This is a genomic window from Bacillus sp. AF62, assembly GCF_050312695.1.
In the GTDB taxonomy this organism is placed as follows: Bacteria; Bacillota; Bacilli; order Bacillales; family Bacillaceae_G; genus Bacillus_A; species Bacillus_A cereus.
Window position 1 is genome coordinate 1 of sequence record NZ_JBNPJZ010000076.1, and the last position, 24,283, is coordinate 24,283.

Below are 24,283 nucleotides of genomic sequence, written 5' to 3' on the forward strand. Positions count from 1 at the left end.
TTAAATAATAAAGTAAAGGAACAAAACAAAGACATCATTGATGCTAAAGATAAAGCTGATCAGGCTCAAAAAGAAAGCCAAACAGCAAAAGACTTGGCAGAAGCAACACAAAAATATATGAATCAAAATCTTGTAGATATTATAGAAGGGGCTAATCCACCTACTACTAATCTTAAACCTAATAAAACACTATGGCGTGATATTAGTAATGGTAAGCCTGGTATTTTAAAAATATGGACGGGTGTATCGTGGGAACCTGTTGTTCCTGATACAGCTCCATTACAGCAAAGTATTAAAGATGTTAAGAAAGATATTGAAACAGCTAAAACGGAATTAAATCAAAAGGTTCAAAGTGTGGAAGGTAAAGCGCAAGAGATAGCTGGACAAATAGTGGATGTTCAAAAGCAAGTTAATGGCAAAGTGGATCAAACATGGATTAATACACAGTTAAAAGATAAAGCCGATAAATCTGGAGTGTTTACAAAAGAGGAAATTAACAATGGTTTTATAGGGAAACAAATCTATGAAACTGATAAACAAGGGAATGTACAGAAATTCAAGGATATTAATACATCGATTGGTCAAACAAATGAAGCTCTTACACAGAAAGCGGAGAAGTCCGAATTAAAGAAAACGAATGAAGGCATGTCACAGTTGGAGCAGAAAACAAACGAGATTAAGACAACAGCTGAGGGGACGAAACAGACTCTTACAGAACTTAAAACGCAAGTAGATAATACAAAACTAGATGGCCGAAATTCGCTTAAAAACTCTAATTTTTCTAGTTATATTGTTAATGATTCTATAAGTTGGGACAAATCGTTAAATGGGAACCTTCAGGCATCTGGTTGGGGAAGTGGGTATAACGGTGGTGTAGCAGATCCAACAAAAGGTTATCATGCCCATCTAGATATAACTACTTTCGGTTATCCAGTTGTAGCGTTTATTAACAAAAACAGTATCATCGGTCAAAAAAATAGATGGATGGGTATCGCTGAAGATGTGGTTGCAGAATTTGCGAGAAATAATGTCGCGGGTAAAGAAATTACTATTAGTATGGATATTTGGTCAGATACAAAAGGTTTCCGTATAAACGGTGGTTTACATCATTTCATTGAAGGTAACACAGCACAAAGCTTTCACAGTGGTCAGTATGTGTTTAACGTAAGTGAAGTTAATAGATGGGAACGCTATACGTTTATCATGAAACTTCATGAAAAATTTGACGTTACTAAAGCTGTTAGATTGTATATATATGGTGGCGAAGGTATTGAAGGTACAGCGTATGTAAAAAACGTCAAACTTGAATTATCTAACGTTGCTACAGCATGGACACCAGCTCCAGAAGATCAAGTAACAACAATTGATTTTACTAAAAAGACGGTAGAAATTGAGACTACTATTAAAGGGATTAACACGACGGTTTCTAATATTCAAAATGAACAAGGAAAGCTTACTGAACGTGTAACGAAATCAGAGCAAACCGCAGATGGATTTAAAACTTCTATTGAATCGTTAACAAAAAAAGATACTGAAATCAGTAATAAATTAAATACGGTTGAATCCACTGTGGAAGGTACGAAGAAGACTATTTCTGATGTGCAGCAAACAACAAGTGAGCTTAAGAAAACAACAACTGAAATTAAAGAAGAAGCAGGAAAAGTCACTGAGAAGTTGAGTAGTGTGGAAAAAAAGTTTGATGATATGAAGATTGGCGGACGTAACATTCTGTTAAATACAGGTGGCACACTTAAATCTGACACAGGAACAACAGTGTCTAATATAGTAAATAAGTCATTTAAAATTGTGCCGGATGGTTTATCGATGCTACAAGGGCAGCAGTTTACTATTAGCTTTAAAGCAAGAACTATTGGATATGAAAAGGGAACACCGAATCCATGGGCTGGGGTAGAAGTGTGGATAAAGTATAAAGATGGTGAACAATTATGGCCTGGTGTTCGTTGCGAAAGTGATGTTAGCGCAAATCAAGAATGGAAAACATATTCCTTTACTTATAATCTTAAAGATAAAGCAATTGAGGTTTTCAATTCGCAAACGCTATTACGTAATGTTAAAGGCATGATCGAATTAAAAGAATGGCAAATTGAAATTGGAAATAAAGCAACAGACTATAAACCAGCAGCAGAAGATCAAGTAACAACCGATGAATTCACGAAGAAAACAACCGAAATCGAAAAAAGTGTGGATGGTGTAAAAACTACTGTATCAACTGTTCAAAAAGACCAAGGTGCAATGCAAACTACCTTGAATCAAGTTAAACAAACAACGGATTCTAATTCACAAACCATTACATCTCTATCTCAAACACAAGGCAAACAAGGAGAAATTGTACAACAAAACACGAGTGATATCACACAGTTGAATAATCAAATTAAATCCAAAGTAACAGATACTCAAATGCAAGAATATGTAGGTGGATTAGGAAGTACAAACTTACTATTTAATACTGCATTTGAAGATCGAGTAATAAACGCTACTACAGGAGCTGTAACGAGTAGAAAACCGAGTATTTCTAAATGGGGTGTCGGTCCAAACGGCAGTAACTTTACAGCTGTACCAGAAACAGCGAGAAACCATGACGGTATGAATTCCGTTAAATTAGAATCGTCCGGGCAGACAGTAGACAGAAATGCAGCGTTCTATCAATCATTACCTGTATCTCCTAACTCCGGTGATTATGTGTTATCTGCATGGTTTTACACAGATGCAGTTGCTACCATAGATAATACAGCATTTGTAATGATTGAATTTTACAATGGTTCTACTTGGGTTACGAATAAAGTCGTACAACTTGTACCATTACTGACTAATGGATCATGGAAATTTGTTAGTGTAACTATGCCATCTCCTGCATCTGGTGTTACTACGATACGTTTTGTAGTGGTTATTAGAAAAAACGGTAGACTTTGGGTATCGCAACCACAATTACAACAAGGTATTACACCTTCTAGTTTCATGGAGAATCCGAAAGACTATGCCAACTATGACCAACTTGTAGGCGAAATTGCAAAGAAAGTGGCTACTTCTGATTTTGATAGTAAAGTTTCTAAAATGGAAACAACGATCAATCAGCAATCTAGCCGTATTGACCTAAAGGCAGAGAAAACGGATGTATACACCAAAACAGAAGCGAACGGTCAATTTGGAAGTAAGGCAATGGTGGAAAAGCACGAAAGCTCTATTACATTAATGTCTAATGAAATTAATTCAACAGTCAAAAAAGGCGATATTATTTCATCTATCAATCAAACAGCAGAGGCCGTTAAAATTAGTGTAGGTAAAATACAATTAGATGGAACAACAATAGCAAAATATTTAGAAGCGCAGGAACTTAAAGGTACAACCATACGTACAGACAATGGTTCTAATTATGTTCACATTCAAAAGCAATTCATACGTTTGATGGAGTCGAATTTAAATCGAATGTTTATTGGTTATTACAAAAGAGCTGTTGATAGCCAAATACAACCAACAATACTTATGCATGATGATGTGGATACATCACGTTTCCGCGATGGTACTTTAACAATATCTCAATTCCCGGTGAAAGGAGAAAATTACTATACCGGTAGCTTTGGTATTGTTAAAGGTTATGATGCGGATCAAACTCCACATTATTGCGCTAAATTAAATGTGGATACAAAAGGGGATGTATCTCTTAATGGAGATAACTATATTTATATTACTGGTAATAACGGAGTTACCCTAAGGTCTGATAAACAATTTAGCGCTTATACTAATACAATTCGTTTAGATTCTGTAAGCCATGTAGATATTCTTACTGGTGGGGCTTTGTTTATGAAAAGTAATCAGAATACAGAGGTCAATTCTGGTGGGCATACAATTATCACTTCTGGAAAAGGTATAAGTCAGTATGCAAAAAATGGATCATATTGGGTTGAAGTAGCCAACGGTGCTACCTTCACTGTATCTAATCCATCGAACGCATTTTGGGTAGACTCTGCTGGTGGAATAACATTAAAAGGTGGATCTAAATCCGTATGGATGGACAGTCAGTCTTCCATTGTATTCAACTTAAAAGGTAAAAATATGCTTGATATAGTTGCAACGTCAAATGCTGAAACTGATCTCCGTTTCCAAACAGTAACTTTGCGTAACGGTAACGTTGATGGATATAAAACACTTCAAGTTAAAGATGGAACAGGTAATGCTTTTAATGCTGTTACGGCATCAGCTTTTCAAACAGCATCGAAACGTGAATACAAAACAAATATTCGTGACGTGCAGTTTAGCGCAATAGAAAAAATTATGGCACTTCAAATCCAACAATACAACTTGAAAACAGATATAGAAGACTTATATGAGAAGCGAATGAATCGTGTTGAAGGTGACCCAATTCTTACGACAAACGATATAGAAACTCACTATGGGTGGATTGCAGATGATGAAAATACTCCTGAGTGTTTTGTTACAAAAACAAGAAATGCAGCTGAAATATATTCTTCAGTAGCAATTCAAATAAAGGCATTTCAAGAAGAAAAACAAGCGAAAGATGCTGAAATTCAAGAGTTAAAAGAAGAAAATAAACAAATGAACAGTAGAATTGAAGTTTTAGAACAACTGTTACTTCAAAATTTAATTGTTAAGAAACCAGAGCAGCTATAAGCTGTTTTTATTTTGCACAAAATACGGCTTTGAGTAAATTCAATTCATAGATCAAGAGGAGCGATTTCGCTTCTCTTTTTATTTTGAGGAGATGATCAGTGTGAAACGAATAGTAGACCAAGCAATTTATGAAAAGTATGTTAGCCAAGAAAATAAAAACCTAGTCAAAGATTTTCTTATTGAAAAGAAAGCACAAGGAAAAGCGGCAAGCACTTTAAAACAATATGGTTGGGATTTGAGAATTATTTTGTTTCTAATACATCAACACTTGGAAAATAAAAACCTTATTGACCTAACACGTAAAGACATTCGGAATTTATCTATTATTTTTCAAGAGATGGAAATGTCTAATGCTCGTGTAAATGGATTAATGAGTGCGTTAAGATCCGCATTAGAATTTTGTGCGGATGATGACGACTATGATTATGAATTTAATATGGGTTCAAGGGTACGTGGTTTACCTAAGAATCCAATTCGAGATATCACTTTTATAACTGAGGAGCAGATTAATTGGTTAATCGATGAATTACTTGAGCAAGAAAAATACATGTTAGCAATGTATTTGGCCCTTTCTTATTACAGCGCAGCTAGAAAGAATGAGGTTTACCAGGTTCAGAAAGAAGGGTTAATAGAACACTATTATACAAATGTGGTACGAGGAAAACGTGGTAAGAAATTTAGATTATATTACAATCACCGGGTGCAGAAATGCATTCGTTTATATATAAATCAGCGAGGTAAGGATACTATTCCAGATTTGTTTGTGCGGGTTTATAAGAATGGTGAGAGAAAAAGATTGAACAAGAGTGTATTTAATTATTAGTGCGACATATTTGCTAAGATGCTGAATGAAAAGGAAGGAAAGAAATATAAAATCAATCCTCATTGTTTCCGTCATAGCAGATTAGATAATTTGAAAGTACAAGGAGTGCCGCTTGAAAAACTAAAATCACTTGCTAACCATTCTGATATTTCTACAACTGAATCTTATTTAAAAGATAGAAGTGAGGAAGATATTGCAGAGATATTTGGAATGGATCCAAGTTGCTTTGCAGCTTAAAAAGGAGAGAAAAAGATGGATCGTATTGATGTATTACTGAAAGCATTTATAGCTACGTTTGGTGGCTTCTGTGGGTATTTCTTGGGAGGATGGGATGCAACATTGAAAATCTTAGTGACGATGGCAGTTATTGATTATTTAACTGACATGATTGCAGCAGGGTATAACGGAGAATTAAAAAGTAAAGTTGGTTTCAAAGGCATCGCCAAAAAGGTGGTGCTTTTTCTTTTGGTCGGAGCGGCCGCACAACTAGATTCAGCACTTGGAAGTAACAGCGCGATTCGTGAAGCGACTATTTTCTTCTTCATGGGCAATGAGTTACTTTCACTTTTAGAAAATGCAGGGCGTATGGGAATACCTTTACCTTCAGCATTAACGAATGCAGTTGAAATTTTAGGTGGCAGGAGCAATAAGACAAGTTCTGAATATGATAATAAAAAAGGAGATGTTGAATGATGACTCGTTATAGTTTACATGGAGGACACAACAGTATTGTACAAGGAGCTAATTCAGGAAATCGAAAAGAGCATATTATGGATCGTCAGGTAAAAGATGCAGTGGCAGCTAAGTTAAGAGCTTTAGGACACACAGTCTATGATGATACAGACGAAGTAGGAGGCACTCAAGCGCAAAATTTAAATAATATTATTCGTAACAGTAATTCTCATGTTGTGGATTTAGTTATTTCTTTTCATCTTAATGCAAGTGACGGAAATGGACAGGGAGTGGAAGTTCTGTATTATGATCAGAAAGATCTGGCGGCTAAAATTTCGGCTCAATTGGCAAAAGATATTGGGTGGCGTGATCGTGGCGCAAAGCAACGTACAGATTTAGCGGTATTGAATGGGACAAAAGCACCAGCTATTCTTATTGAATTAGGATTCATTGATAACGAATCTGATATGGCCAAATGGAATGTTGATAAAATCGCTAACTCAATTGTTTACGCTTTAACTGGGCAAACTGTTGGTGATGGTGGAGGAAACAGCGGTTCTAATAGTGGGTATCAATATGTTAAGTCCGGTGAATTCGGTATAAATTATCTAAATGAAGTGATTCAAGCTATGGCTGAACGAGGAACAAAGGGAAAAGTTGTTGTTAATCCATTAACAGGTCTAGCTTATATCCAAACCGATGTTTTACCTAATCCAGAATTAGACAAGATTACTTGGTGGATGGATACTCGACCAGGTGGAAAATGGTGGTACGAATATATTAAAGTTAATTAATGTGAAAAGCAAGCTCGTATGAGTTTGCTTTTCCTTTGTTCAATAATTTTTAATAAAAGAATAGTTTTATAAATAAAAAATATTATCTGATTCTATAAGTAGGTAATTATATCTTGAATTTCAGATTTATAAATGTTAGTGTAAATATACACCGTTTCTTATTTATCTATGAACCAGTATCTGTAGAACGAATAGATTAATTTAAAAAATCCCCTTTTGCATCCATATGCAGAAGGGGATTTTTATTTTTATGAGATTTAAAATTTACTTTTAGATAATGCTTTAAGTACGGGTTTTACAATTAAACCTATTAAACGAAATCCTTTGAATATAGAGCGTACAACCTTCATAATATACCCTCCCTAAAAAATGGTCATTCTATTTATTCATTTTATCTAAAGCTTTATCCATTTGGCGTTCGTTTGCTTGTGTAGCACTACTTGTCGCATTTTCTACACCGCGGTAGTTGTATTTAGAGTTTTGCCAGAAGTCGAAAGCGAAATCTTTTAATGGCTTTTCTGATGCATTTTTATCAACAACTTGTGATTTGAAAATATTCGTTAACATGTACTCATGGTTAGAGATATCTTTAATATAATTTTTATCTTTATATTCTTTAATAATGGCATCGCCAAACTGTTTTACTTCATCTTTAGATGGTTTGTAATCGTGGGCATATCTACTCACTTCATCAAACTTTTCATTTGGATTTTTATTACTTGATGCAACTTCTTTAATTTTTTCTTCCCATTTAGCTGTTGTTGTAACAGCTTCCTTTGTTTTGTCTTTTGATTTTGGGTCGTCATTAGCAATATCGATAATCATTATGACAACAAGGATTGCAAAAATCGCAATAATACCTAGACAACCAAATTTGAAAAATTTCTTCATAAATTGTTCCCCCTAGTTAATGTTAATAACTGTATCATTATATCAAATTTCAAGGATTTCCGTATTATCTAAATAAAAACGAGCTGAATGGAAGTCCAACTCGTTTTTTCCCTTTTCCCCAGTGACGCCCCACCTTTGCCCCACTTTATAGAAAAAGATAGAAAATGATTAGAAAAGCTCATGGAATAAAACGTTGATATAGCAAGTTATTTGTAATGATAAAAAAACAAATAAAAGGGGTGCATGTATTTTTAGGATAAGTACAATAGAAGAAATCATAAAGCCTAATGTAGTTCAAAAAATTTAATTTTGTATGCGTTAACGGGAATAGTAAATGGGAATACATATAGGAAGAGAGTGATCGTAAACGATCACTCTCTTTTGACCACACAGACCACATTGACCACAACTTGTACCACATTTATTATTTACTTTATGTCCATTTTGTCTAAAATAGAAAATATAGCTGGACAAAAACACACGTTTTAACACATAATGGACACAATGCTTCTTTAGAGGTGTAAAGAAAAAACATTGACAAATATAAAATGGCTAGCTATAATTTTGTTTGTTGCCTTGAGGTGATATGATATGAAATGGTCCATCCATCAATTGAATAAATTGAGAAATAAAGGATTGACATTGGATGAGATGGTAGATGTAAGTGAGCTAAAAGAGGTCGAGAAAGATATTCGTGAAATTAATCCTGTTCATGTAACGGGAAGAGTTGATTTTGGCTCCGGTAAGTTTACGTTTCATCTACACATAACTGGAAGCATGGTTTTACCATGTTCTCGTTCTTTAGTAGATGTGACATTACCATTTGACATTAAAACAACTGAGGTGTTCCAAACTTCACAAGAAGAATTTGAAACTGAAGCTGAAATTCATTGTTTAGAAGGAGAAGTACTTGACTTACTGCCCGTAATCAAGGAAAATATACTTTTGGAGATTCCAATGCAAATTTTCAGTGATGATGTTTCTGGTGGAGCACCGACGCAAGGTCAAGACTGGCAAGTGATTTCGGAAGAAGACAAAGAAAAGACTGTTGATCCAAGATTGGTAGGACTTGCAAAGTTTTTTGACAAATAATCGGAAGACTGGTTCAGGCCTTCATATGAAAATAACTATTTCTTTTAAGGAGGTGGGAAGAATGGCTGTACCTTTTAGAAGAACTTCTAAAACAGTAAAAAGAAAGCGTCGTACGCATTTCAAATTATCAGTACCTGGTATGGTAGAGTGCCCAAGCTGTGGTGAAGCGAAATTAGCTCACCGTGTATGTAAAGCATGCGGTACTTACAAAGGTAAAGAAGTAATCAGCAAGTAATTGCAGGGAAATAAACGCAGAAGATATCTTCTGCGTTTATTTTTTTTGTCTTAATCTTTAGTTGTTGTATTCTATCTTTTCTAGTAACTGCATATGCTTAATAAAAAATGCATAGGGAGGACTAGAGAAATGGCGACAACAAGACAAGATGCTTGGACTGATGATGAAGATTTGCTTCTGGCAGAAGTAGTACTCCGGCATATTCGAGAAGGTGGAACACAACTTTCTGCCTTTAAGGAAGTGGGGAAAAATTTATCTCGTACACCAGCAGCATGTGGATTTAGGTGGAATTCTTACGTAAGAAAGCAATATAAAGAACGTATTGAGGAAGCGAAGCAACTTCGTAAAGTAGAAAATTATGAAGTGAAAGAGACAAAAGTGTTAGAACCTACGTCAATTACGTTGAATGATGTTATTGATTTCTTGCAAAATTATAAAGATGAAAACTCTTTAACGGTGTTGCAACAACAAGTTGAATCATTACAAACAGAAAGAGAGCGTCTTCTGGAGCGATTATCAGTATATGAGGAAGAGTATAGAACATTGCTTGATTATATCGATCAAAAAAGAAGTGTAATGGTAGCGGAAAGAAACAATGCTCGCTCGACTGAGAAGTTAGAGAAGCTTAAGAAATAAAAAAACAGCTGTTATACAGCTGTTTTTTTATTTCTTAAGCCGATTCTTCATTTGTAACCGCATTCAAATTTGTTTCTGGATGCCAAATATAAAAATCTCCATCAGTTACTGATACGGGGCTGAAATTTAATTTATCCCAAAAACCAGCTGAATGAATACGCGCTATCGTTTTAATAGGAAATTGCAGTTGTTTCGCATGATTTACAAGCATTTGTCCGAATCCTTGTTTTTGAAAAGTTGGTAATACTTCAAGTTTATAAAGTTCTAGGTAAGGACCTGTAATTTCGAATGGTTCTCCGCCGTTTCTTTTCATATATAGACTCATACGTGCGATTAGTGATCCGCCATAATAAATACCGTAAAATGGAGATTCACTGTCGTTTTCAATAATGTTTGCTTGCAATTCTTCCAGCATAGATAGTTCCTGGGCTCCGCACCCTTTAAATTTTTTGAATTCATCTAACGTTTTATAATTGATGAGCAAGCGCTCAACTTTTGGGAATCCCATTACATCACATCCTTTTCTTATCTCGTTGAATGCAGAAAAGTAAAAATATTTATAATAATAGTATAACTCATTTTTTTATTTTTATGAAGAAGATAGTATATTTCTTTTATTATTTTTTTGAGGATTTGCTAAACTAAGAGTATAAGTGTATTAATAGGCAGTATATACATAGTGAAAAATGAGAGTGTATTTGTTTGGCAGAGGACAACGAAATTATAGGGCGTGCTCATGTACTTTAAAAAGATATGAAAAAGGGGGGAGGCAAGGGCACTTAATGTGAATCCCTTGTGTGAAAATGAAAATTGGAATTGTCGGACCAGGTGCTATTGGTCTATTGTATACATTTTATTTACAAAAAAGTAACCAAGATGTTACGTTGTTTACAAGAACAGCTAAGCAGGCTGAAGAATTAAATGAAACAGGTGTAACTTGTATTAGAGATGGAAGATGGGAAACAGTATATCCGCCTGTTTTACCGATAGAAAGTATGGTAGCGCAAAATTTAGATTATATATTTATTGCTGTGAAGCAATATCATATAGATGACATACTACCGTTTGTGGAAGGTGCATCATCATTAATCTTTTTGCAAAACGGAATGTCGCATCTCCCAAAGATGCTGCAAATAGGGAGTGAAAATATAGCTGTTGGTATTGTAGAACATGGTGCGAAAAAAGAGGGAGGGCACATCGTTCATCATACTGGAGTAGGTGTAACGAGATTTGGAGTGGTTTGTGGCCAATCTATACATTTTAAAAAAATATTTCATTCTTTTCCTGTTGCTTATTTTCCAGTTCAAATAGAAACAGATTGGGAAGAGATTATGCGCAAAAAATTAGTAGTAAATGTATGTATCAATCCGTTGACAGCGTTATTGGGAGTAAAGAATGGTGAATTAATCACGAATCGTTTTTTTTATCAAATGATGGAGCAAGTGTTTCAGGAGGTCGCATTTCTTATTAGAGGAGAAAAAGAAATGGTATGGCAAATGGTACGAAATGTGTGTGAAGGAACGTCTCGTAATACATCCTCTATGTTAGCGGATGTAAGAGCGAATAGACAGACGGAAATTAATGCGATTGTTGGGTATGTATTAGAAGAGGCTAAGAAACAGCAACGACCAGTTCCGACACTTCAATTTTTGTTCGATGCAATAAAGGGGTTAGAAACAAGAGTATAAGTGTTATTCTTTGCTTTTAAGTGAAACATTGACTACAATGTGGATTGGTGAGAGAACTGGATACGAAAGGAAGAATTATATGGAGATAAAAGAAATCTCTGTTCCGCAACAAGGTGTTGTAGCGGACTATATGAACGGTAAAAAAGAGATACAGTCATGTTTTGATTATATGTTAACAGAAGATGCTTTTAAACAACGTTTACATGATTTGCGTGAAAGGGAGTTTTTCCGCCAAGATTTAGTAGCGCATTTATTAGAATATAATACAAAATTACAAGCGGGAGAATCTACACTTCAAAATGTAAAAGCGCTTGGAGATGAAAATACATATGTTGTTATAGCTGGACAACAAGCGGGGTTATTAACTGGACCGCTTTATACAATTCATAAAGTTATTTCAATTTTACAGCTTGCAAAGGAAAAGGAAGAAAGTTTAGGGGTTAAAGTTGTCCCTGTCTTCTGGATTGCGGGTGAAGATCATGATATGGATGAGATTAACCATACTTTTGTAGCGAAAAATAAAAAGATGAAAAAAACTATTTTTTATGATCGTAATCCGAAAAAGGCGAGTGCTTCTGAGTCTGAACTTTCTGTTGAAGATTGTAGAAGTTGGATTGAAGAGATTTTTAAAACATACCCAGAAACAAATTTTACAAAGGATGTATTAAAATTTGTTGATGATGCTTTGAAAAAATCGAATACGTATGTAGATTTCTTTGCTCATCTTATTACGAAAATCTTTGCTAATTCTGGTTTAATCCTTGTTGATTCACATCATCCTGAATTAAGAAAGTTAGAAATTCCATTTTTTAAGCGAATTATAAGTAAGTATAAAGAGGTGCAAGAGGGGCTTCGTAATCAGCAGGAAGTAATTAAAGAACTAGGATACAAACCGATTATTGAAACGAAGTCTCATGCAGTGCATATATTCATGGAAATAGATAATGAACGAGTATTGCTTGAAGAGCATCAAGGTAAGTTTGTTGGAAAGGATGGGGCGCATTCCTTTTCATATGAAGAGTTGATTGAAGAAATGGAGAGAAATCCGGCACGTTTTAGTAATAATGTTGTAACGCGTCCTCTTATGCAAGAGTATGTATTTCCTACGCTCGCATTTATTGGAGGTCCAGGGGAATTAGCTTATTGGAGTGAATTACAACAAGTATTCCATACTGTCGGTTTTCAAATGCCACCTGTCGTTCCTCGTCTTACAATTACTTATGTGGAGAGAGATATAGCGACAGATTTATTCGATCTGCAATTGAGAGAAAGTGATCCGTTTTTAAATGATGTCGATAAACTGCGTGAAAACTGGTTGTCTAATCGAGTAGAGGAACCGATTGATGATCATTTTGAAAAGGCGAAAAAAGAAATTGCCGATATTCATATATCTTTACAGCAATTTGTAAAGAAAATAGAGCCAGGATTAGGTGCGTTTGCAGGGAAAAACGAATTGAAAATTAATGAACAAATTGAACTGCTGGAAAGAATGTTGAAAAGAAATGTTGAGAAAAAGTATGAGGTTCAGCTAAATAAATTCCGCCGTATACAATTCGCACTTCGTCCATTAGGTGCGCCGCAAGAACGTGTGTGGAATGTATGTTATTATTTAAATCAGTTTGGTTTGGATTTCGTTGATCGTGTAATGGAAAACCCTTTTTCTTGGGACGGAAAACATCATGTTATAAAACTATAAAATCTTGCTCTTTGGAGCAGGATTTTATTTTTATTCCGTTGAATTTACTGTGAAGTGATTTTTTTCTGAATTATCAATCAAAAAAGTGTTGGATATGGTAATTGTGTTGGATACTTAAATATATGACAAAATAGCACAAAATGTAAACGTATTATTCGCTTTTTCGACAGTTTTTTATTTAAATTCCCGCAAAAGATGATAAAATTTAGTATATAATAAAAGAAAATAGCGATTTGTATAGTATGTTGCCTTTGTTGGTAAGTTAAATGAGTCGTTCTTTCGTATTATTTCATTCTCTAAGCGTGAAATATGTGCTTAGAGGAAGGGATACATTCAACATAATTAATTGGAAAAAGAGTAGGTGCAACAATGTTTAAACACGTAACAGTGCTTTTAAAGGAAACAGTAGACGGCTTAGATATAAAGCCAGATGGTACATATGTAGATTGTACACTGGGGGGAGGAGGACATAGTTCTTATTTATTATCTCAATTAACTGAAGGTGGAAAATTAATAGCGTTTGATCAAGATGAGATAGCGATTCAAAACGCGAAAGAAAAGTTCTCTTCATACGGTGAACAGTTTATAACAGTAAAGAGTAACTTCCGTTATTTAGCTGAAAAACTGCAAGAAATAGGTATAACAGAAGTAGACGGTATTTTATTTGATTTAGGTGTTTCATCCCCACAATTAGATACACCAGAGCGAGGCTTTAGTTATCATCATGATGCACCGTTAGATATGCGGATGGATCAAGATGCCCCATTAACAGCATATGATGTTGTAAATAGCTGGTCATATGAACAACTTGTAAGGATTTTCTTCCAATACGGTGAAGAGAAATTTTCAAAACAAATTGCAAGAAAAATTGAAGCTTATCGTGAGAATAAAGCTATTGAAACGACAGGAGAATTAGTAGAGCTAATTAAAGAAGGTATTCCGGCTCCTGCTCGTAGAACTGGTGGGCATCCTGCTAAGCGGGTGTTTCAGGCAATTCGTATAGCTGTAAATGATGAATTAAAAGTATTTGAAGAAGCATTGGAATCTGCTATTGAGATGGTTAAGCCAGGTGGAAGGGTTAGTGTTATAACATTCCATTCATTGGAAGATCGTATTTGTAAAACAACGTTTAAGCGAAATAGTACAACGCCACAATTGCCACCAGGATTACCGATTATTCCTGATGAATTTAAGCCGAAATTAAAGCTTATTACAAGAAAACCGATTTTACCTTCTGATATAGAGCTAGAAGAAAATAATCGTGCGCGTTCTGCGAAGTTGAGAATCGCTGAAAAACGATAAAAGGGAGAGAGAGGTATGACTAATTTAGCTGTAAAGTACAAACAACAAGCGCAAGAAGAGGTGCAAATTCAAACGCCCCCACAGCAGATGGCTAAGCCGAAGGTTAAAGCGAAAATTACAAGAATCGAAAAACTGTTGTATGTAGCGTTTATTGGCTTTTTATTGTATGCCTGTGTCGCGTTTATTGGAAATAAAGCAGGCCTTTATCAAGTTAATGTAGAAGCAGCGACGATAGAAGAAAAAATTGTACAGCAGCAAAAAGAAAATCAAGAATTACAAGCTGAAGTAGAGAAGTTAAGTCGCTATGAACGAATCGCTGAAGTTGCAAAAAAACATGGGCTAGAAATTAATGCGAATAATGTGAAAGGCCTCAAATAAGGCAATAGGTGTGAAGGAACGATGAAGAAGAATATGACTAAATTTCATACCAATAAGGGAGCAGGTTATTTTATGATATTTTTCCTCCTGCTCTTTTTGCTGTTATTAGCCCGATTTTTTTACATACAATCAACAGGAACAGTTCATAATCAGGATTTAGATGCACTTGCTAAACAAAAGCATAGTAAAAAAGGAGTTCTTGAAGCGAACCGAGGAACCATTTATGATCAAAACGGTCATGTGTTAGCACAAGACGCAAACTCTTATAAAATAGTAGCTGCGCTAAAAGGTGCTAACTCTGTTGAGAATAAAGAAGATACTGCAAAGAAAATTGCAGGAGTACTTGGAAAAGGCGAAGAGGATATTTTAGCTTCTTTAAATAAGGAAGGTAGAAGTCAAGTCGAATTTGGAACGTTAGGCAAGGATTTGACGAAAGAAAAGAAGGAACAAATAGAAGCGTTGAAATTGCCGGGAATATCTTTTATTACAGAAAATGCAAGGGTGTATCCAAACGGTGATTTTGCATCTTACGTTATAGGTCATGCAAAACCAAATGAGAATGGAACCTCGGTAGGTCAATTTGGCATAGAAAAAAGCTTGGATAAATACTTAAGTGCTTCTAATGGAGAAGTAGCGTATACAGGTGATCGTAAAGGTGTATCCCTTGATGGTGGAAAAGTTAATGTAAAGGCACCTAAAAATGGAGATAACGCTTATTTAACAATTGATCAACGTGTCCAAAGTTATTTAGAAGACGCGATGAAAGCAGCAAGTAAGCAATATGAGCCAGAAAGTTTAATAGGGATTGTTGCAGATCCGAAAACCGGAAAAATATTAGCGATGTCTACTAAACCTAGTTATGACCCTAATGATCGTCAAATTAAATATTTCTTCAATGACGCAATTGCCAATGCATTTGAACCGGGATCAACAATGAAAATTTTCACGTTAGCGGCAGCTATTAATGAAGGTGTGTACAAAGGGCAAGATTATTATCAGTCCGGGACATATCAAGTCGGAAATAGGAAAATAAAAGATCATAACGGTGGTGCTGGTTGGGGCTCTATCACGTTTGATGAAGGGGTAGAGCGTTCTTCAAACGTAGCGTTTGCAATTTTAGGAGATCAAAAACTTGGTCCAGAACGTTTCCGAAAATATATTCATTGTTTTGGATTAGATGAAAAAACGAACATTGATTTATCAGGTGAAGGATCGAATACAATTTTATTTGATCAGCAAATACAACAAGTGACAACAGCTTTTGGACAAGGTTCCACTGTAACACCAATTCAGCTTGTACAAGCTGCAACGGCCATTGCAAATGATGGGAAAATGATGAAACCTTATGCAATTGATAAAATTGTAGATCCAATAACAGACAAAGTAAAATTAGAACATAAGCCAGAAGAAGTAGGAAAACCTGTTACAAAGGAAACAGCAGCGCAAGTAAGACAGTTATTAGAACGTGTTGTTACATCTCCGAAAGGTACAGGTACAGCTTATAAAATTGATGGATATTCAGTTGGTGGTAAAACAGGTACAGCGCAAATTCCGGATGGAAAAGGCGGCTATATGACAGGAAGACAGAATTATATATTCTCATTCTTAGGTATGGCACCAATGGACGATCCACAACTTGTTGTGTATGTAGCTGTTAAACAGCCGAAATTAAAAGATGATGAGAACGGCGCACAACCTTTAGCTGATATTTTTAAATATGTAACAAAAAATAGTTTAGAGTATTTAAAGATTAAGCCAAATGAAGTGAAAGATCCGAAAAAACATCTGAAAGAACAACAAACTACTGTTCCAGATGTAACTGGTAAAACGATGGCTGAAGCGGGGAAAGCGATTGATAAAGCAAAACTTCGTCCAATCGTACTAGGTGAAGGGAAAGTACAGCAACAAGTACCAAAAGCGACTGAACAAACATTAAAAGGCGACCGAGTTTTCTTGGTAGGAGATAAGCCTACAATGCCAAATATACAAGGATGGGCACTGCGTGATGTTATGAATTTAGCGAAGACATTACAGCTTAACTTGAAACCTTCTGGTACAGGATACGTAACAGAACAAAGTGTGGCGGAAGGAACATTATTACAACCTGGTACAGAATTAGGTGTCACACTCGTACCGCCACTCGAACCACAACAAGAAGCAGAAAAGCCGTAATGGTAAAAGAGAAGAAGTTCTAATTAAATAAGTACAAGCATATATTGGAACAAGCTAGGCGTAAGGGAGGCTTGTTCCGATATGCGTGTATCAAATGTAACAGTTAGAAAACGACTTATTTTTATACTTATATCAGGTATACTTATTTTCACTATTATCGATATTCGTCTTGGATATGTGCAATTTTTTCTTGGGAATATGTTAACGGATCGTGCGAAAGATTCATGGAGTCGTAATATTACTTTTGAACCCGAACGTGGGAAAATTTTAGACCGAAATGGTGTGGAACTTGCCACGAATAAAAGTGCTCCAACTGTCTTTGTTGTACCAAGGCAAATTGAAAAACCAGCAGAGACTGCAGAGAAGTTAGCTGCAGTATTAGGTGTGGAAAAAGATGAGATTTATAAAAGAATTACAAAAAAAGAATCGATTGTAAGGTTAGATAAAGGCGGAAGGAAAATATCACATGACAAAGCGAAAGAAGTACGAGGATTAAGTTTGAAGGGCGTGTATATCGCAGAGGATTCTATCCGGTACTATCCATTTGGAAACTTTTTATCACATGTATTAGGTTTTGCAGGTAGCGATAACCAAGGTCTTATGGGACTAGAAAAATATTATGATAAAGAGCTAAATGGAGACAAAGGTCATGTGCGTTTTTTTGCAGATGCGAAAGGGCAAAGGATGCCTAATGTTGGTGATGATTTCAAAAAACCAGAAGCCGGTTTAAATTTAGGATTAACAATCGATGCGCGTATTACAAGGATTATGGAAAGAGAAATGAATATTGCGGAGTCAACTTATAATCCAGACGGTATGATCGCAATTGCAATGAACCCTAAAAATGGTGAAATTTTAGGGATGTCTAGTCGGCCGAGTTTTGATCCAGCGGATTTTCAAAGTGTCTCTCCAGAAGTGTATAACAGAAATCTACCTGTGTGGAGTACGTATGAGCCTGGTTCAACATTTAAGATCATTACACTAGCTGCAGCATTGAATGAAAATTTAGTAGACTTAGAGAAGGATACGTTTTATGATGATGGAGCAGCTGAAGTCGGTGGAGCTAGATTGAAATGCTGGAAAGCAGGAGGTCATGGCAGTCAAACGTTTTTAGAAGTCGTTCAAAACTCATGTAACCCGGGATTTATTGAACTTGGTGATCGCCTTGGTAAAGACCGATTATTTAAATACATTCGTAATTTTGGTTTTGGGCAGAAGACTGGGATTGACTTGCAAGGTGAAGGCAGTGGGATTTTATTTAATTTAGATAAAGTTGGTCCATTAGAGCAAGCGACAACTTCATTCGGCCAAGGGGTTTCTGTTACACCAATTCAACAAGTAGCAGCTGTAGCGGCGGCTGTAAATGGTGGAACATTGTATCAGCCGTATATAGCTAAGGAGTTTATTGATCCGAAAAATAATCAAGTTGTTAGTAAAAAGGCACCTGTTGAGAAAAGAAAAGTTATTTCCAAGGAAACTTCAGAAAAAGTTCGTTATGCATTAGAGAATGTTGTAGCGAAAGGTTCTGGTAAAGGTGCTTATATTGATGGATATCGTGTAGGTGGAAAAACGGGTACTGCTCAAAAGGTGAAAGATGGTAAATATTTAGAGAATAATTATATTGTATCTTTTATCGGATTTGCTCCAGCGGATGATCCAGAGATTGTTGTGTATGTTGCTGTTGATAATCCAAAAGGGGTTACACAGTTTGGTGGAGTGGTAGCAGCTCCAATTGTCGGGAATATCCTTCGAGATGCGCTTCCTGTTATGGGAGTGAAACCGAGAAAAGAACAAGTTGAAAAAGAATATAAATGGGGCGATACACCAACTGTGGAAGTTCCGAATTTAATTGGAATGAAAAAGAAAGATTTACAAACACAACTCGTCGATTTGCAGCTTGATATAAGTGGAGATGGAGAGAAAGTAATTAAGCAATCACCAGAAGCGGGAGCTAAAGTAAAAGAAGGCTCAAAAATTAGAATTTACTTCGGGAATTAAAGGTAACATAGTACGTTTTATGGTACAATTGGTGGAAGTGAGTTCTTTATAGAACAGTTACTTAACTTGAGACAATAAGTGTCTCAGTCATAAATAGGCCAGTAGCACTTACCTCCTTATATAGGAGGTAATGTGTTGCTTACTGAAAAAAAGATAAATAAACAATGTAGAGAGGGTTTAGTGAAATGAAGTTGCATACACTTTTATCATGTTTGCATGATTTTCCAGTTGTTCCAAAAGAAAATCCAGAAATCACATCTATAGAAGCTGATTCACGTAAAGTGAAAGAAGGAAGCTTATTTGTATGTATGAAAGGATATACGGTTGATAGCCATGATTTTGCTAAGCAAGCAGCGGCACAAGGAGCGGCTGCTATTGTTGCGGAAAGACCAATTGATGTTGACGTTCCAGTTGTACTTGTGAAAAATACTTTTCGTTCGTTAGCGGTTTTAGCTGATTATTTTTATGGTCAACCGACACACAAGTTACATTTAATCGGAATTACAGGTACAAATGGAAAGACAACAACATCGCATATTATGGATGAGATTATGCGAGCACATGGTCATAAAACAGGGCTAATTGGAACGATTAATATGAAAATCGGTGATGAAACATTTGAGGTGAAAAATACAACACCAGATGCACTAACACTTCAACAGACGTTTTCAAAAATGGTTGAACAAGGTGTGGACAGCACGGTAATGGAAGTTTCGTCACATGCGTTAGATCTTGGTCGTGTACACGGATGTGATTACGATGTAGCGGTGTTTACGAACTTAACACAAGATCATTTAGACTATCATAAAACGATGGAAGAATATAAACATGCAAAAGGGTTACTATTTGCACAGCTTGGCAATAGTTATAATCATAATCGTGAAAAGTACGCTGTGCTGAATAGCGATGATAATGTAACAGAAGAGTATATGAGAAGTACTGCAGCAACTGTTGTAACATATGGTATTGATACAACAAGTGACATTATGGCAAAAAATATCGTTATGACGAGTGGCGGAACTACATTTACCCTTGTCACACCGTATGAAAGTGTAAATGTTACGATGAAATTAATAGGTAAATTTAATGTATATAACGTACTTGCAGCAACAGCAGCAGGACTTGTTTCGGGTGTGAAATTAGAAACAATCATTGCTGTTATAAAGGAACTAGCTGGGGTTCCAGGGCGTTTTGAAGTTGTTGATGGAGGACAAAATTATACAGTTATTGTTGATTACGCACATACGCCGGATAGTTTAGAAAATGTATTAAAAACTGCAAAACAATTTGCAAAAGGTGATGTGTATTGTATCGTTGGTTGTGGTGGCGATAGGGACCGAACGAAGAGACCGATAATGGCAAGTGTTGTAACAAAATATGCAACTCATGCAATTTACACATCAGATAATCCAAGAAGTGAAGATCCAGCGGCTATTTTAGATGATATGGTACATGGTGCAAGTGGAAATAATTATGAAGTGATTATTGATAGAAAAGAAGCGATACACCATGCAATCACTAAAGTAAAAGCAGATGATATCATTATTATTGCTGGTAAGGGTCATGAAACGTATCAAATTATTGGTAAAGAAGTTCATCATTTTGATGATCGAGAAGTTGCGAAAGAAGCAATTACAGGGCGTTTAAACAACGAAGAGTAACAACGTGAGAGGAGGACTACATGTGCTTGAGCAAGGTTTATTAGTAACGGCTGGGGTAGCATTCTTAATTTCTGTTGCCCTTTCGCCATTGTTTATTCCATTTTTAAGAAAATTAAAGTTCGGACAGAGTATTCGTGATGAGGGACCAAAGTCACATCAAAAAAAATCAGGGACACCGACAATGGGTGGTATCGTCATATACGTATCTATGATGGTAACTTCACTTATTATGGCGATTAAGTTTAATTATTTAGGTGCAGAGGTTTCGTTATTACTATTAGTGACGTTTGGTTACGGATTAATCGGATTTTTAGATGACTACATAAAGGTAGTTAAGAAGAGAAATCTTGGTTTAACATCAAAACAAAAATTAGTAGGGCAGCTTGTTATTGCTATTGCATTCTTTTTAATTGGAAAAGGGCAAGCGTTCCACACATACATCATGATTCCGGGAACGGATGTTAAGTTTGAATTAGGTTGGGCGTATTTTGTACTTGTACTATTTATGCTTATTGGTGGATCAAATGCAGTTAACTTAACTGACGGTTTAGATGGTTTATTATCAGGAACAGCTGCTATTGCATTTGGAGCATTTAGTATTATTGCTGTGGCACAAGAGCAATTTGGAGTAGCGATATTCTGTATGGCAGTGGTAGGAGCTGTACTTGGATTCTTAGTATTCAATGCGAATCCAGCAAAAGTGTTTATGGGAGATACAGGTTCATTAGCTTTAGGTGGAGCCATTGCAGCTGTAGCGATTTTATTAAAACAAGAATTGCTACTAGTAATTATTGGCGGAGTATTCGTCATGGAAACTTTATCGGTTATTATTCAGGTCATTTCATTTAAAACAACAGGAAAACGTGTCTTTAAAATGAGTCCATTACACCATCATTATGAATTATGTGGTTGGTCAGAGTGGCGTGTTGTTGTGACGTTTTGGTCTGCAGGATTTTTATTAGCTGTGTTAGGAATTTATATCGGGGTGTGGATGTAATTGAAAACTGTAACTGAATTTCAAAATAAGAATATTCTTGTATTAGGCATTGCAAAAAGTGGTTATGCAGCAGCTACATTGTTACAAAAGTTAGGGGCGAATGTCATTGTAAATGACGGAAAGCCTTTAGCAGACAATGTACTTGCTGCAGAATTACAAGCAAAAGGAATGGACGTTGTATGCGGTGGCCATCCTTTAGAATTATTAGAGAGAACTATTTCTCTTGTCGTTAAAAATCCAGGAATCCCGTATTCTAATCCAATATTAGTTGCTGCGAAAGAAAAGCAAATTCCAATTGTTACGGAAGTTGAATTAGCATATCGTATTTCAAAAGCGCCATTTGTTGGAATTACAGGATCTAATGGTAAAACGACGACAACAATGCTGACATTTGAAATGTTAAAAGAAGGACAAAAGCATCCTGTTATTGCAGGGAATATAGGAACTGTAGCTTGTGAAGTAGCACAGGATGCAAAAGAAAATGAAGTTGTAGTTACAGAACTTTCATCGTTCCAATTGATGGGAGTAGAATCGTTCCAGCCTAAAATTGCAGCGTTCTTAAACTTATTTGAAGCCCACTTAGATTATCATGGGACGAAGAAGGAATATGGTTTAGCAAAAGCAAATGTTTTTAAAAACCAAACAGAAAACGATTATAGTGTAATAAACGCGGATGATGCAGATGTGATGGCTTTATCTGCGGATACTAAAGGTCAAAAAATCTTGTTTTCGACAACGAAAGAAATTGAAGATGGCGCGTGTATAAAAGATAACGCTCTTTATTTCAAAGGTGAAAAAGTTGTTGAAGTAAGCGATATCGTTTTACCTGGTCAACATAATCTAGAAAATATTTTAGCTGCGATGAGTATTGCGAAATTATTAGGTACTTCTAATGAAGCAATTACGGTCGTGTTAAAACGTTTTACGGGTGTAAAACATCGTTTAGAATATGTAACAACGATTAACAACCGTAAGTTTTATAATGACTCAAAAGCAACGAATATGTTAGCGACTGAGAAAGCACTATCTGCGTTTACACAACCGATTGTGTTACTAGCAGGTGGGCTTGACCGCGGAAATGAATTCGATGATTTAATTCCGTATTTCAAAAATGTAAAAGCGATTGTAACATTTGGACAAACAGCTCCCAAACTAGTAAGAGCGGCAGAAAAAGCGGGATTAGATATAATTGAAAGTGTCGATACTTTAGATGAAGCAGTGGTGAAAGCTTATGCTCATTCTAAAGAAGGTGATGTTGTTCTTCTTTCTCCAGCGTGTGCAAGCTGGGATCAATTTAAAACATTTGAAGAAAGAGGAGACATTTTTATACAAGCTGTGCATAAACTTATATAAAGTAAATCAAAACATCAGTAGGCTAACACCTACTGATGTTTTGTTACATAGGGCAAAAGGTTCTGCCTAAAGAGGTGGTGTTTGTGGGTAATGAAGAAAACGCCTGATTTTATGCTCATCATCGTAACACTTTCGTTGTTGACAATCGGAATGATTATGGTTTATAGTGCGAGTGCAGTTTGGGCCTCTTATAAAATGGGGGACTCATTCTTTTTTGCAAAAAGACAATTACTGTTTGCGGGTCTTGGTGTAGTAGCTATGTTTTTTATTATGAAAATTGATTATTGGGTGTGGCGTACGTATTCAAAAGTAATTTTGCTAGTTTGCTTCATTCTTCTTATTCTCGTTCTTATTCCTGGAGTAGGTCTTGTTCGAGGAGGAGCACGAAGTTGGATTGGGATCGGAGCATTTTCGATTCAACCATCAGAATTTATGAAGTTTGCGATGATTATTTTCTTGGCAAAGTTTTTAGCGGAACGGCAAAAATTGATCACATCTTTTAAACGTGGTTTATTACCGGCTCTTAGTTTTGTGTTTCTTGCTTTTGGGATGATTATGTTACAGCCAGACCTTGGGACAGGAACGGTAATGGTTGGGACATGTATCATTATGATATTTATTTCGGGAGCGAGGGTCTTTCACTTTGCAATGTTTGGTTTGATTGGTGTAGCGGGATTTGTAGGATTAATTGCATCAGCACCGTATCGAATGAAACGCATTACATCATATTTAGATCCGTGGTCAGATCCGCTTGGAAGTGGATTTCAAATTATCCAATCATTACTCGCAATTGGACCTGGTGGATTATTTGGGCTTGGACTTGGACAAAGTAGACAAAAATTTCTTTATTTACCTGAACCACAAACTGACTTTATATTTGCGATCTTATCCGAGGAATTAGGTTTTATTGGTGGTTCATTTGTGTTATTATTATTTAGTCTATTATTATGGCGCGGGATTCGTATCGCATTAGGAGCGCCAGATTTATATGGTACGTTTTTAGCAGTAGGTATTGTGGCGATGATTGCGATTCAAGTAATGATTAATGTTGGTGTTGTAACAGGACTGATGCCTGTTACGGGTATTACCTTGCCGTTTTTAAGTTATGGTGGATCAAGTTTGACATTAATGTTAATGGCAGTAGGTGTATTATTAAATATAAGTCGCCATTCTCGCTACTAAACCCTGTTTATAAGACAGGGTTTTTCGTATGTGTGTAAAAATGCAATATGTATATAGAAATAAATA

General features: G+C 35.8%; 18 protein-coding genes and 1 pseudogene. 17 read left to right on the forward strand and 2 right to left on the reverse strand.

Going from position 1 to position 24,283, the window contains the following annotated elements; genetic code table 11:
- The 4 genes and pseudogenes from ACQRBL_RS18220 to ACQRBL_RS18235 all read left to right on the forward strand — a co-directional run.
- A partial coding sequence (locus tag ACQRBL_RS18220) for a tail fiber domain-containing protein (RefSeq protein WP_427735086.1) occupies positions 1–4,647 on the forward strand: 4,647 nt, incomplete at its 5' end.
- A 100-nt stretch (positions 4,648–4,747) separates the two neighbouring features.
- Positions 4,748–5,707, forward strand: a pseudogene (locus ACQRBL_RS18225) (tyrosine-type recombinase/integrase).
- A 15-nt stretch (positions 5,708–5,722) separates the two neighbouring features.
- The gene (locus tag ACQRBL_RS18230; protein ID WP_411995984.1) at positions 5,723–6,163 is read left to right on the forward strand and encodes a phage holin family protein; all 441 of its coding nucleotides are present in this window, start codon (positions 5,723–5,725) and stop codon (positions 6,161–6,163) included.
- The gene (locus tag ACQRBL_RS18235) at positions 6,163–6,936 is read left to right on the forward strand and encodes an N-acetylmuramoyl-L-alanine amidase (RefSeq protein WP_023522869.1); all 774 of its coding nucleotides are present in this window, start codon (positions 6,163–6,165) and stop codon (positions 6,934–6,936) included. The genes ACQRBL_RS18230 and ACQRBL_RS18235 overlap by 1 nt, the downstream gene beginning before the upstream one ends.
- A 378-nt stretch (positions 6,937–7,314) precedes the next feature.
- Here ACQRBL_RS18235 and ACQRBL_RS18240 read toward each other — a convergent pair whose 3' ends face one another.
- The gene (locus ACQRBL_RS18240) at positions 7,315–7,827 is read right to left on the reverse strand and encodes a hypothetical protein (RefSeq protein WP_411995985.1); all 513 of its coding nucleotides are present in this window, start codon (positions 7,825–7,827) and stop codon (positions 7,315–7,317) included.
- A 591-nt stretch (positions 7,828–8,418) separates the two neighbouring features.
- Between ACQRBL_RS18240 and ACQRBL_RS18245 the strand changes: the two genes are divergently transcribed.
- The 3 genes from ACQRBL_RS18245 to ACQRBL_RS18255 all read left to right on the forward strand — a co-directional run bounded on the left by ACQRBL_RS18245 (position 8,419) and on the right by ACQRBL_RS18255 (position 9,790).
- Positions 8,419–8,919: a YceD family protein gene (locus ACQRBL_RS18245; RefSeq protein ID WP_411995986.1), complete on the forward strand. Its 501-nt coding sequence runs from the start codon at positions 8,419–8,421 to the stop codon at positions 8,917–8,919.
- 61 nt (positions 8,920–8,980) lie between these two features.
- Positions 8,981–9,154 carry a 50S ribosomal protein L32 gene (rpmF, locus tag ACQRBL_RS18250; RefSeq protein WP_001984764.1) on the forward strand — a complete coding sequence of 58 codons (174 nt, stop codon included), beginning with the start codon at positions 8,981–8,983 and terminating at the stop codon, positions 9,152–9,154.
- 129 nt (positions 9,155–9,283) lie between these two features.
- A complete protein-coding gene (locus tag ACQRBL_RS18255; RefSeq protein WP_000246469.1) occupies positions 9,284–9,790 on the forward strand; it encodes an RsfA family transcriptional regulator in 507 nt (168 codons plus the stop codon).
- Between the two features lie 34 nt (positions 9,791–9,824).
- Here the strand turns inward: ACQRBL_RS18255 and ACQRBL_RS18260 are convergent, their stop codons facing one another.
- On the reverse strand, positions 9,825–10,298 hold the full coding sequence (locus tag ACQRBL_RS18260) for an N-acetyltransferase (protein WP_000506690.1): 474 nt from the start codon (positions 10,296–10,298) through the stop codon (positions 9,825–9,827).
- A gap of 295 nt (positions 10,299–10,593) precedes the next feature.
- Between ACQRBL_RS18260 and panE the strand changes: the two genes are divergently transcribed.
- The 10 genes from panE to spoVE all read left to right on the forward strand — a co-directional run bounded on the left by panE (position 10,594) and on the right by spoVE (position 24,217).
- Positions 10,594–11,478, forward strand: coding sequence for a 2-dehydropantoate 2-reductase (gene panE / locus ACQRBL_RS18265; protein ID WP_014482115.1), 885 nt, complete (start codon positions 10,594–10,596; stop codon positions 11,476–11,478).
- 79 nt (positions 11,479–11,557) lie between these two features.
- On the forward strand, positions 11,558–13,174 hold the full coding sequence (bshC, locus tag ACQRBL_RS18270) for a bacillithiol biosynthesis cysteine-adding enzyme BshC (protein ID WP_000403042.1): 1,617 nt from the start codon (positions 11,558–11,560) through the stop codon (positions 13,172–13,174).
- Between the two features lie 369 nt (positions 13,175–13,543).
- Positions 13,544–14,476, forward strand: coding sequence for a 16S rRNA (cytosine(1402)-N(4))-methyltransferase RsmH (rsmH, locus tag ACQRBL_RS18275; RefSeq protein ID WP_000472508.1), 933 nt, complete (start codon positions 13,544–13,546; stop codon positions 14,474–14,476).
- A 15-nt stretch (positions 14,477–14,491) separates the two neighbouring features.
- Positions 14,492–14,854, forward strand: a complete 363-nt coding sequence (gene ftsL / locus ACQRBL_RS18280) for a cell division protein FtsL (RefSeq protein WP_000182804.1) — start codon at positions 14,492–14,494, stop codon at positions 14,852–14,854.
- Between the two features lie 72 nt (positions 14,855–14,926).
- Entirely contained in the window at positions 14,927–17,026 is a 2,100-nt protein-coding gene (locus ACQRBL_RS18285) for a penicillin-binding protein (protein WP_411996017.1), read from the forward strand.
- Between the two features lie 81 nt (positions 17,027–17,107).
- Positions 17,108–19,024, forward strand: a complete 1,917-nt coding sequence (locus ACQRBL_RS18290) for a stage V sporulation protein D (RefSeq protein WP_411995987.1) — start codon at positions 17,108–17,110, stop codon at positions 19,022–19,024.
- 185 nt (positions 19,025–19,209) lie between these two features.
- A complete protein-coding gene (gene murE, locus ACQRBL_RS18295) occupies positions 19,210–20,685 on the forward strand; it encodes a UDP-N-acetylmuramoyl-L-alanyl-D-glutamate--2,6-diaminopimelate ligase (protein WP_411995988.1) in 1,476 nt (491 codons plus the stop codon).
- A gap of 22 nt (positions 20,686–20,707) precedes the next feature.
- On the forward strand, positions 20,708–21,682 hold the full coding sequence (gene mraY / locus ACQRBL_RS18300; RefSeq protein WP_000893060.1) for a phospho-N-acetylmuramoyl-pentapeptide-transferase: 975 nt from the start codon (positions 20,708–20,710) through the stop codon (positions 21,680–21,682).
- Positions 21,683–23,035, forward strand: a complete 1,353-nt coding sequence (gene murD / locus ACQRBL_RS18305; protein WP_411995989.1) for a UDP-N-acetylmuramoyl-L-alanine--D-glutamate ligase — start codon at positions 21,683–21,685, stop codon at positions 23,033–23,035.
- A 90-nt stretch (positions 23,036–23,125) separates the two neighbouring features.
- Positions 23,126–24,217: a stage V sporulation protein E gene (gene spoVE / locus ACQRBL_RS18310; RefSeq protein WP_000753524.1), complete on the forward strand. Its 1,092-nt coding sequence runs from the start codon at positions 23,126–23,128 to the stop codon at positions 24,215–24,217.
- Positions 24,218–24,283: the final 66 nt, after the last annotated feature.